4 protein-coding genes are annotated in these 11,898 nt (G+C 51.8%); all 4 read right to left on the reverse strand.

Features of this window, described 5'->3' with window-relative positions; translation table 11 throughout:
- Nucleotides 1–35: 35 nt before the first annotated feature.
- Nucleotides 36–8,000 (reverse strand): DEAD/DEAH box helicase family protein, encoded by a 7,965-nt coding sequence (locus DWV57_RS14765; RefSeq protein ID WP_347562378.1) that lies wholly within the window; start codon nucleotides 7,998–8,000, stop codon nucleotides 36–38.
- Nucleotides 7,928–8,269, reverse strand: coding sequence for a TnpV protein (locus DWV57_RS14770; RefSeq protein WP_243112316.1), 342 nt, complete (start codon nucleotides 8,267–8,269; stop codon nucleotides 7,928–7,930). The genes DWV57_RS14765 and DWV57_RS14770 overlap by 73 nt, the downstream gene beginning before the upstream one ends.
- A gap of 876 nt (nucleotides 8,270–9,145) precedes the next feature.
- Nucleotides 9,146–10,936, reverse strand: a complete 1,791-nt coding sequence (locus tag DWV57_RS06835; RefSeq protein WP_165853674.1) for a type IA DNA topoisomerase — start codon at nucleotides 10,934–10,936, stop codon at nucleotides 9,146–9,148.
- A partial coding sequence (locus tag DWV57_RS06840; RefSeq protein ID WP_120020351.1) for a DUF4368 domain-containing protein occupies nucleotides 10,923–11,898 on the reverse strand: 976 nt, incomplete at its 5' end. The genes DWV57_RS06835 and DWV57_RS06840, both read right to left, overlap by 14 nt.

Here is an 11,898-nt window from a genome sequence, read left to right on the forward strand (position 1 = left end):
AGATTCCTTGCAGAGATCTAACGGGGTTATCCTATTTACAGTTCCATATCGTGACTTTTCCGCTTCTGGGATTTCTGCGGTTCTACGCTGCGTTCTACCTGTTTTGCATGAAGCTGTGCCAGCACAGAGGGTTTCCGCACATTGTCCGCAGTGCGCTCTGCAACGCGGCCTGCGTAGTTCACAGGCTGACGTGGCTTATCTGCAACCTCGGTTTCGGCTGCATCCTCATCCACTCCCAGCGCATCCTCACTGCCCTTTTCATCCATGTTGAGCAGAGCGTTCAGCTCCGCAAGGCGCGCAGATTTTTCGGCCAATTCTGCTTCCTGCGCGAAAGGACGTTTGGCTTCTTCCTTTGCCTGCGTCAACTGCTGTTCCAAGGTTTCTAGTCTGCGCTCCACCTGTGGCAAAGACCTTTCGATACCTGTCAGCGCATTGGTAACGCGCAGAATGTTGCCCTGCGGGTCTTTGCCGACTTCCATTGAGTAGTTCCATGCGCCCTTGATGGACAATCGGAACACCTTATCGAAGTTGTCAAACCGGGAATGCAGTTCAAACGCACCGTAGCTGCCGATTCTGCCCTCGGTACCAGCCGCCTTCAAAGCCTTACAAGCCTCGATGATGGCCGCGCCCGCTTCCTTGCGTTCGGTGTACACCTTGCCGCTGATTTCCATAGAGAAGTGGTCTTTATCCTGCGCCAGAAGCGGTTTTGCCGCTTCCATATCCGTTTTCAGTGCTTCGATCTGACCCTTTGCCGCAGTAATTTCTCGTGGATAGCGACGCGCAATATCCGATTCCAAGTTATAAATCTGACTGGTGTGGTTGGCTTTCAGCAGTTTCAGCTTACTGACTTGAATATCCAAGTCCATCTTTTCCTTGATGTAGGGATTGCCGGTTGCCAGTGCCTTGATCTCTGCATAGGACAGTGCAGTGTCATCTACATCATCGCAGGCACGAACAGGGGATTTGGAAGTCATGATCTGGGAAATAAACTTCTGCTTATTTTCCAGAATCTGCCACATGTACGAATCAAACGTATTTTCCGTGACGTAACGATAGATTTTCACCTGCTTATTTCGGTTTCCCTGCCGGAGAATACGTCCCTCCTGCTGTTCCAGGTCAGACGGCTTCCACGGGCAATCCAGATGATGCAGGGCAATCAGCCGATCCTGAATATTGGTTCCTGCGCCAAGTTTTGGTGTAGACCCCATCAGGATACGCACCTGTCCGGCACGCACCTTTGCAAAAAGCTCTGCCTTTTTGGTTTCCGTGTTGTACTCGTGAATGAATGCCACTTCTTCACGGGGAACACCTCTCGCCACCAGCTTCTCCCGCACATCATCATAAACATTGAATGTGCCATCGGCTTTTGGTGTCGATAAGTCACAGAAGATCAACTGTGTTCCCTTGTCCGGCGCAGATTCTTCCCAGACCTTGAACGCATTGTCCACACAGCGATTCACCTTACTCTCCGGCTCATCCGGTAGCATCTCGTTCATAAGCCGCTGGTCGAGTGCCAGTTTTCTGCCATCGTTGGTGATCTTGAGCATGTTATCGAACTTCGGATTCACGCTGCCGTTGCGTACAGCCTCGGCACGGTCTGCAAAGGAACTCACCATTTCTTCCTGTGTTTCGCTCGGTTTCAGCACTTCGTTGATGTATTCCGCTTGCGGCACAGGCAGGTTCAGCATATCCGCCGTCTGCACGTCTGCCGATTCCTTGAACAGAGAAATCAGCTCCGGCAGATTGAAGAACCGGGCAAAACGTGTTTTCGCACGGTAGCCGGTTCCTTCCGGCGAAAGTTCGATTGCCGTGACGGTTTCACCAAAGGATGCCGCCCAATCATCAAAGTGACTCAGTCCCATCTTCTGCAGGGTGTCATACTGGAGATACCGCATAATGGTGTACAGCTCCACCATCGAGTTGCTGACCGGGGTTCCGGTTGCAAAGGTCACGCCCTTGCCGCCTGTCAGTTCGTCCAGATACTGACACTTTGCAAACATATCGCTGGACTTCTGTGCATCGGTCTGGGCGATACCTGCGATATTTCGCATTTTTGTGTAGAGGAACATATTTTTATAGAAATGCGACTCGTCCACAAATAGACGGTCAACACCCAGTTCCTCAAATGTAACCACATCATCCTTTCTCGTCTGGTCGTTCAGCTTTTGCAGCTTTGCTTCCAGCGTTTTCTTTGTTTTTTCCATCTGCTTGACCGTAAAACTGCGGCTGTCCTCACTCCGAGCATCGGCCAGAGCCAGCGTAATGTCGTCGATCTGACGCTCTACAATGGCTTTCTGCCGTTCCGGGGAGAGCGGCACACGCTCAAACTGCGAATGACCGATCACGATGGCATCGTAATCGCCGGTTGCAATGCGGGAGCAGAACTGCTTTCGATTGCTGGGTTCAAAATCCTTTTTCGTTGCCACCAGCACATTGGCATTGGGATAGAGCCGCAGGAAATCTGCGCCCCACTGCTCCGTGAGGTGATTCGGTACCACATAGAGATTCTTCTGCGACAGGCCCAGCCTGCGGCTCTCCATGCCGGCAGCAATCATCTGGAAGGTCTTGCCTGCGCCCACGCAATGCGCCAGCAGCGTATTGTTGCCGTACAGAATGTGCGCTACCGCATTTTTCTGGTGCGGCATCAGAGAGATTTCCGGGGTCATGCCCTCAAAACGAATGTGACTGCCATCGTACTCACGGGGACGAATCGCATTGAAAATCCGATTGTAGGTCGCACACAAATCCTCACGGCGGTCTAAATCCTTGAAAATCCACTGCTTAAACGCTTCCCGAATGGATTCCTGTGCCTGCTGCGCAAGCATGGTTTCCTGTTTGTTTAGCACACGATGGTCGCCATCCGCATCGTGAATCGTATCGTAGATTTTGGTATCACGAAGGTTCAGCGCATCTTCCAGCAGCTTATAGGCATTGACCCGCATCGTTCCGTAAGTATTGGTAACAAGTGGATTGCCGCGATCCAGCGACTTACCCGAAATGTTCCATGCACCTGAAATTTCGGAATAAGTTGCCTTAATGTCAATCCCGGCATAGTAGTTCGGGGTCTTGAACACTTCTTTCATAAACTGCGTGATGTATTCCGGTTTTACCCAGTTTGCACCCAGCCGCACTTCGATTTCCGAAGCATCCAGGTCTTTGGGCTGTACCCTTTTTAGGTAATCCACATTGATCTGGTACTCTGCATGGTTCGCCGCAAAGGTTTCTGCCGTGGCTAGTTTTTCACGAACATTGCCGGACAGGTATTCATCCGAGGTTTCCCACTGCTGTGTCACAGGATTTCGGAAAATCGCACCTGCCAGTTCATCCGTGATCTCCTGTTCCGGTTTACCGCAGAGCTGCACCATAAACGGTATATCCACCTTTGCTTTTTCACCAATGGAAAGTGCCAGAGCTTCGCTTGGCGTGTCCACTGAGGTAACAGGCTCCGGCTTACGGATGGTACGTTTGGTAAAAATATCGGCAAGCCGTTTGAGATTCTTCTCCTCATCCAGAATTTCCAGTGATGCCAGCAGACAATAGCTGCTGTCCTGTCGGAACGCCCGCTTATTGGCAGTGCTGTTGATAAGGCCATACTGCGCTTTAAATGCGGTGTATTGCTGTTTCAGTTCATTCTGTAAAAGCTGTACTTCCGCATCCGAACCATCATGCAGCTGACAATCCAACAGCTTCCGGGTGGTTTCCCGCAGAGCGATCATGCCCAGCACTCGCTCTGCAGTTACGGCAGGCAGTTCCACCTTATTCATAAAGGAGTTTTCGCGGTAGTAAATCTGCCCGTCCACGTTCGTGAAGCTGAAATTCTTCACACTTGGGTCTGCCGGAATGGGTTCTTCTTGCACATCCAGTTCATCGTCGGAGATTTCCGGCTCCGTGATGGTGGCATGGATATTTCCGACTGCTTCTTTCAACTGCTGGGCAAGGTCTGCGCCTTCGATGGGCTTGACCGTGGTTTCCTGCTTGCCATACTGAGTGCTTTCGGTGGTGATCTCCCCCAGCACCATCTCAGGACGCTTCGCAAAATACTGGTTGATGGAATATCCCTCCGACGTTTCACCGAGATCCACCCAGTCAGCCCGCTCCACCGCTGCACGGTCACGCTTCTGCAGGAACAGAATGTCAGCAACCACGCCCGTGTTGGCATTGCGCTGGAACGCATTGTTCGGCAGACGAATCGCACCGACCAGATCAGCACGGTTGGCAAGATACTCACGGACAGAGGAATCCTTCTTATCCATCGTACCGCTGGACGTTACCACCGCCACCATGCCTCCCGGACGCACAAGGTCAAGGCTCTTGGCGATAAAATAATCGTGGATGAGGAAATTGTGGCGATCATACCGCTTGTCCGGTACTTTGTAATTGCCGAAAGGTACGTTGCCCACAACACAGTCAAAAAAGCTGTCCGGGAACTGCATCGTTTCAAAGCCCTGCACTGCAATCTTGTTTTTCTGGTACAACTGCTGTGCAATGCGGCCCGAAATGCTATCCAGCTCCACGCCGTACATCCGAATCTTCTCCATGCTGTCCGGCACCAGACCCATGAAATTGCCGACACCACAGGACGGTTCCAGCACATTGCCTTTGGACAATCCCATATTGCCCAGGGCTTCATACATTGCCTTGATGACCGTAGGAGAAGTGTAAAACGCATTCAGAGTACTGGCGCGGGCTTCCTTATACTCATCTGCCGTGATCAGGGACTGTAGTTCGGCATACTCTTTCGACCACTCCGCATTGCTTTCATCGAACGCCTGCGGAATGCCGCCCCAGCCCACATACCGGGAAAGTATCTCCTGCTCTTCTGCGGTAGCCTGCCGCTGCTCTACATCCAGTGTCTGCAGCACCCGAATGGCTTCCACATTGGCTTTATACTTTGTTTTCGGCCCTCCTGCGCCGAGATCATCGTCCGTAATGCGGAAGTTCATAGGTTTCTGTTTGGGCTGTGCAGGCTGTTCTGTTTCTGCTCCACTGTCCAGCGGAAGATTGTGCTGCCGCCGTGCATGGTTGACCTCTGCCGGGGTCATAGGCTGCTGGGTCAGCGGTTCAAGGGCTTCCTCTGCTGCTGCACGGCTGATGGCATCCGTGCGGTTCTGCACATCTGCGATCAGCTGCATCTGTTCTGGCGGGAAGTCAGGATTCAGCAGTTCTTCCAACTCGCCGCCTGCTTCTGCCACCGAATAGATCACATCCATCTGCTCCGGGGAGAAATCCTCGTAGGCCACACCCGCATTGTGCAGAGCCGTAAAGACTGTGATTTCAACCGCTTCTTCCATCGGTACATCTGCCTGTTCGTACAGATGCCGAATGTACTCCAGCTGTTCCGTTCGGAAAATCGGATACCGGGCTTCTTTTGCAAGGGTCATGTCCTGCAAACTGACCGTTCCATTTCCAAAGTCCACCGAATCCACACGGAACTCTCTATCGTCCAGTTCGATGGTGGTATTAACAGGCAGATATTCCTCTCTGCGGAAGTATTTCGTTTGGGCATGGGTTCCATCTTCCTGCTGGCCGGACAGATAGACGTTCTCCCCTTGCTTCCAGAGCTTCATTGCCTGTGAAACCCACTGTTCACGCGGAAAACCAGATACCTCAACTTTGCCGAGTGCAGTTTTCTTTTCCAACAGTTTGCTGCCAAGCAGTTCCGAAACGCGCTTTGCATCCTCGCCGTAGAACTCAAAGCTGCCGTACTGCTCATAACCGACCAGCGCATCCGGGTAACGCTCTTTCAGCGCGTTATACTCGTTGGCGGCATCCAGTGGCAGGGGCTGCAAGGTCGGCTCAACGGTCTTTTCTTCCGCTGCATACGGAACCATAATGCCGCGTACCCACTGCGGAGCATCCATGCTATCCTGATACAGTGCAACAGCATCCCGTCTGTCCGTAATAACGTCCTGATAGGTGCGCTGGAAAATATCTTCCTGAATCCACTCTCCGAAGTGCGCCCATGTGTCAAATGCCTCAGAATAAGCGGCATTTTTCACCTCACTGGAAGCAAACAAATCCTCAATTTTCTCACGGATCAGATTTTCCGCTTCTTCCTCGGTGGTATCGCGGTCACGCAGCAACGGATAGATTTCGCTGCGCTCTACCTTTTCCAGTAGCGTGTACAGACATTCTTTATAGATACTGCGGCTGTCTTTCTGGGTGTGGTCGGCATCCAGTTTCAGAAAATCGTTCAGCGGATTCTTCGCCAGTGTTTCATCATAAGACTGCACCGAAATAACACGGCCAGCCACCGCCGAATTTTCCATGTCTTTCAGATAAACGTCGTAGGCATTAGAACGCTCAACGCGGTACAGATGGTCGTTTTCAAGATACAGGAAACTGCCGTTTTCCCTGCTGTACAGTTCCTTGCGGGTTTTTTCAACCGCTGCGGCGGTTGACTGCTCTTTCGATTGCGGCTCCTGCTCCATGAAGTCAAACATGGAAATTTGCCCCTGTTCAGGAACCGCAATCTCAACAGCCCTCTTTTTTTCCGGGAAAATCGTGTACGTTCCCTCGACATACTGGTGCAGGATAGAGAGGGATTCTGCCTTGCGCTCATATTCTTCGGAATCCATTGGCACAGACAGCAGTGCAGTGTCCATCTGCTCCAGAAGTTCCGTTGCTTGTTCAGGGTCTGCCAGCTTTTCGACGAGAGCCTTTCGACCATCTTCATGGTAAAGGTCTTGCGGATAAGGCCGTTCCACTTCGTTCGGCAGATGGTGATAGAATCCCATCACCCGCATTGCCATCCGCTCGCGCTCATAAGCAGGCATCCGGGAGTAGTCTGCCGGCTTCAAATACTCACTGTCACGGATAAGCTGGTCGATGCGGCCTGCGGCCTGATTCCAGTTCAGATGAACGCTTGCATCCGGGTTCCCGTATGAGCCACGCTCCAAAGAAATGCCCCTGCCATCGTGATCTTCGTGAGAATCGTCTGCCCCGCAGAGTGCATGGCTGCTGCCGCCGATCCCGTAATGCTCTTTCAGGAAGTCAGCCCGTTCTTTTTTGTCCTCATGATTCAAAAAGAACGAATAGATTGCCAGCCGACTATCCGAGTAATTGCTTCCCCGCGTGAAATATCCATTGATTTCATCTTCCGTGATGAATCGTTTGTACTCATTCCAGTGAAAGCCATCCCGCGCCGAGTAGTTTTGATAAGGTTTTGCAAACTGCTGGAACAGCGCCGCCACTTTATCCGGCTTATAAAAGTGCATCCGCATCAGGTCTTTATCTTCGGCATAGGCCTCCCCAAGCGCGGACAATCTCTCATTGAGATCGGTCAGAAAATCCGTATCGTCCAGCAAGTCTGCCAGCCTGTCTGTCAGTTCCGGGAAACCGCCCCGGAAGATTTCTGTATCCTGAAACACTGCTTCGGCAACGCCATCGGCTAAGTCGCGCTCCATATAAGCCAATGTCTGCGCGTGTTCCTGCAAAGCATTCTGCCTTGCAGCATCCAGAACCGCCTGCGGCGCATACTCGCCCTGCCGGAGCAGTTCATGGATACGATTACTTACATCCTCCCAGGATAAAGACGCATTGGCAATCGTACCGCCCTTTGCCGTGCCACCTGCCGCAATGCGCAGCCCTAAATCATCGAACCAGACTGCATACTTCGCACCGCCAATTTCAAAGCCTTTGCCGCCCGTACCATATTCGTTTTTCACGAACTCCGTGTATTCTTCCGGGGTTTTCTCGACCATAAAATTGTAGATCAGACGAAGCTGACCTTTGCTGCGGTTGCTGCCCGTGCGCAGGATTTCATCGACCACTTCGGAATCAAGTGCAATTTCATCCGCATACCGCGCCTGGATCGGTGCTTCAATGGCGCGGATCTGCTGTTCCACGGTCGGCAAATCAGGAAAAGAAAAAGCAGAGGCAATTTCTTCCTCTGCTTCGCTCAAATCCTGTTCTGTTGTCGGTTCGGTTAATTGTATACCAATTCCTTCAAGACGATTTCTTCTGCCATCGCCGTCAGGTTGTTCTGATGTGCCGCCCATGCCAGCGGGTCCTTCTCCTTGCTCGGTGCCGGGAACTTCTCGTTCAGACTGTCCAGCAGGGTTTCTACCCGGCTCTCCGCTGCTTCCTCGATCTGCGCCAGATGCTGGTTCAGCCTGCCGCTCATCAGCATACTCTGATACCAGTTCTTGCGGTTCTCTTTCAGGTACGTCCTGCGCAGCATCCCGTACTTCCCGATGGTCTGCGGCTCGTCCTTCACGGCCAGATTCGGGAACAGATAATCTCCCTTGCGGTAATACGTCAACTCCATTTTCTTGTCCTCCTTTGGTCGTGTTTTCTTTGGTTTCGTGCTTTAATGTGTTAAAGTCCGTATTGGTATTATACAAGCTGTCAACGGATTTTTCAAGCTGCTGCGTGATTTCTTTTTTGTAAATTTTCCGCATCTCACGGCCAATATCAAAAAGAACCGCTTCGCACTGTTCGGAAACCGCGTTACCAAGGAACGACAGCACCGGCAGCTTGTTGAAATCCACGATACGGATAAAGTCATCATCGTCCAGCACATCCATAGGCTCCTGCCCGCAGCGGCGGGAAAGCGTATAGAAAATACTGTTGGTCATCAGTTCCCGGAAGCGGACACGGATGTTATCTTCGTCCAGTTCTTCCAAAAAAGTGCCTGCCACCTCATAGGCCAAACCGTCCATCGCTTCATCCAGATTATCAGCGGTCAACTGCTGTGCCAGCTCCAGCAGGGCAGCATTCATGCTGTCTGTCTGGGATAAGCCATAGGTATCTGCCAGATGGTCTAAGATCGTCTGCTCATGCTCGTGGCTGTCCAGATTCCATAAGAGCGGTGTCTTTCCGCCTCGCACTAGATGGGTGTCAGCAATATCGAACACATGCCGCAGTTTGGTACGCGGTCCGGTATCATCCAGAAGCGCGATGCCTTTTGCACCACGGTTGACCCATCGGCTCATTTTCTGATTCCAGAGTTCCAGTTCTGCGCAGGCGGTTGCATCGGGCCGCTGCGCGTGGATCAGGAGCGTATCGGTGAACGAATAGCGGTACAGCCGCGCCGCCACATCCAGATAACTCATCCAGTCCTGTGGCGAGTTACTGACATACCGGGCGTTCTGCTGCGCCAATTCTCGAATATCGTTAATCTGTGGCAAGGGTCAAACCTCCTTTATGTTTTCTCTTTCATCGGTGTTTTGGGAAATTCCAGACTGTACTGTGCGCGGCCATCTTCGACGCGCATCACAAGATCGGCAGCGAACGTTTTATCTTTTTTCACGGAATAAAAGTCTTTTACATGGGTGCGGCCTTTCTTCAAAAGGTCTACCGCCATCTTCTTGTCCAGCGTTTTTCTCATATTGGCCAAGTATCTGCTTTCTTTCCAGAGGGCAAATTTGCAGCTGCGGTCTGCACAACAAAAGCTGAGCTTACTCTCATGTACAGGGTTTCCGCAGACCGGGCAGCTTCCTACGCTTACCTTATTATGATGGGGAGCTGCCGCGACGGTAGGAATCTGCCGGAGGTCAGCCAGCATCTTGTCGATCAGTCCATGGATTCCCTGCATAAAATCATGGGGCTTGATCTCACCGCGCTCCATCCGCAGCAGGTCATTTTCCCATTCGGCTGTCATGCTGGCAGATTTCAGGTAGTCCGGGATATTGCGGATCGCGGCCACACCGTCCTCCGTGGGAATCATCTGCTTGCCTTTACGCTGCACATAGCCGGAGGATACCAGCTTTTCCAAAATCGCAGCGCGCGTTGCAGGGGTTCCCAGACCTTTCTTCTCAGTGTCCTTTTCAAATTCCTTGTTGCCTGCTGTTTCCATGGCCGACAGCAGGGTATCTTCGGTGTAGACTTTCGGCGGTGAAGTAAAGCCCTGCTTTTTCTCTGCCCGTACCACAGGAAGAACCATTCCCTGCTCCATCTTTTTCGGAAGTGACCCATCCTTGTCCTTTTCCGGCTCTACGAACGGAACAGGCTTTGCCGTATATCCGGGCTGCAAAATTTCCTTATACTTTGCTGTAAAATTCTGTCCCTGACAGCATACCGTCACCAGCACATCCTCATAGATGAACGGCGGCTGCACGGCCAGCAGCAGTTTCCAGATAATGAGTGAAAGAATCCTCTGTTTGGTTTCGGACAGTTTTTCCTTGCTGCATTTTACGCTCTGCATGGTCGGCAGGATCGCATGATGGTCTGTGACCTTGCTGTTGTTGATAACGCAGCTTACGTCTGCCGCCGCGCCATCTAAGGCCAGTACCAGAGATTCCACCGTCTTGCGCATATCCTCGGTCACAAACTGGCTGTCTGTTCTGGGGTATGTCACCAGCTTTTCTTCATACAGTTCCTGCAATGCCTGCAAGGTCTGGCTGGCGGTCAGGCCGTAATAGCGGTTTGCTTCTCGCTGCAAGGTCGTCAGGTCATACAGCTTCGGTGGCTTCTTTTCCACCCTCTTTCGCTCGATGCTGCCAACCACGGCGCACTGCCCATCGCAAGCAGCCTGCATAGCATCTGCATCCTGCTCCTGCGCCATCTGTTCTGATACTGCGACCATGTCCCCACCGGACAGTTCCACTTTATAATAAGGTTCTTTTACAAAGTTCTGGATTTTGGTCTGCCGTTCGGCCAGCATCGCCAGCGTCGGGGTCTGCACACGGCCAATGGTCTGTTTTCTGCCGTACTTTTTCGTAAAGGCACGGGTTCCGTTCATGCCGATCAGCCAGTCCGCTTTTGCTCTGCACTCGGACGCCGCAAACAGGTTGTCGTAGGCCGCACCATCTTTCAGGTTTTCAAAGCCCTGCTGGATGGCAGCATCCTCCATGCTGCTGATCCACAGCCGCTTGATGGGGAGTTTGCTTCCGGCAAGAGCATACACACGGCGGAAAATCGCTTCACCCTCGCGCCCTGCGTCTGTAGGATAGTTCTCGGAGGTGACTTTTCTGACATTGTTACTCGATGGCATCCAATGGGCCGATAAAGCGATAGAAAATCTGGATTTTCTGGACGTATTCGCCATCGACCTTTTCCGCTTTGGATACCAGAATCTTGTCAATCAGCTGATGCAGAATCTTATAGTTCAGTTCGGTGATGCCAGCGTACTTGCTGACTTCATCAATAAAATCCTGAATCTTGTCCAGCTGATCGTGTTCAGCACGGCCTTCCCGCTCGTACTGCTCAATCTTGTCGGTCAGTTCAGCCTGTTCTTTGTCGTAGCGATCCGCAAGCATTTGAAAACGTTTCTCCGGGAGAAGTCCCTTTGATACGTCCTCATAAAGTTTTGCATACAGGTCTTCGATTTCTGCGATTCGTGCTTTACACTGCTTCAAATCCCGTTTGTGCTGCGCCCGGTCAGAGGACACCCGGAGATGCATCTGATTTGCAATCTTCTTTACAAGGGCTTCCCGATTGCTCACAGCGGCCTTTGCGTGTGCCTGAATGTCCGCAAAGACAGCTTCATGCAGAACACGGGCTTCCAAATTATGAGAGTCACAGGCTTTCGCACCATATTTCCGATAAGTGCTGCAACAATAAAAGGTCTGATCCAGAACACTGTTACGTTTGCGCCTGTGCTCGACCTTGACTAACATCGTTCTGCCGCAGTCTGCACAGCGGACGATGCCCTTGAAGATATTGTCGTAGTCGGTCTTATCACACATAAAACAACCGGAACGGCTGTAAAGGATTCGCTGCACGTTTTCCCAGCGGTCTTGTGGGATGATTGCTTCATGTGTATTCGGAACGATAGCGCGTTCTTCAAACGGAATATAACGGCGCTTTTTGGATTTCATGGACACGGTGGGCTTGGCTTCGTAGATGATGTGTCCGGCGTAGACTGGGCTGTGCAGAACCTGACTGATATAGGCACTGTCCCAATCAAACATCTTTTCATCATCAATAAAGCGGCCAAACATCTCTTTCTTGTAG

The sequence above is a fragment of the Faecalibacterium sp. AF10-46 genome, from assembly GCF_003604105.1.
Lineage (GTDB): Bacteria > Bacillota > Clostridia > Oscillospirales > Ruminococcaceae > Faecalibacterium > Faecalibacterium taiwanense.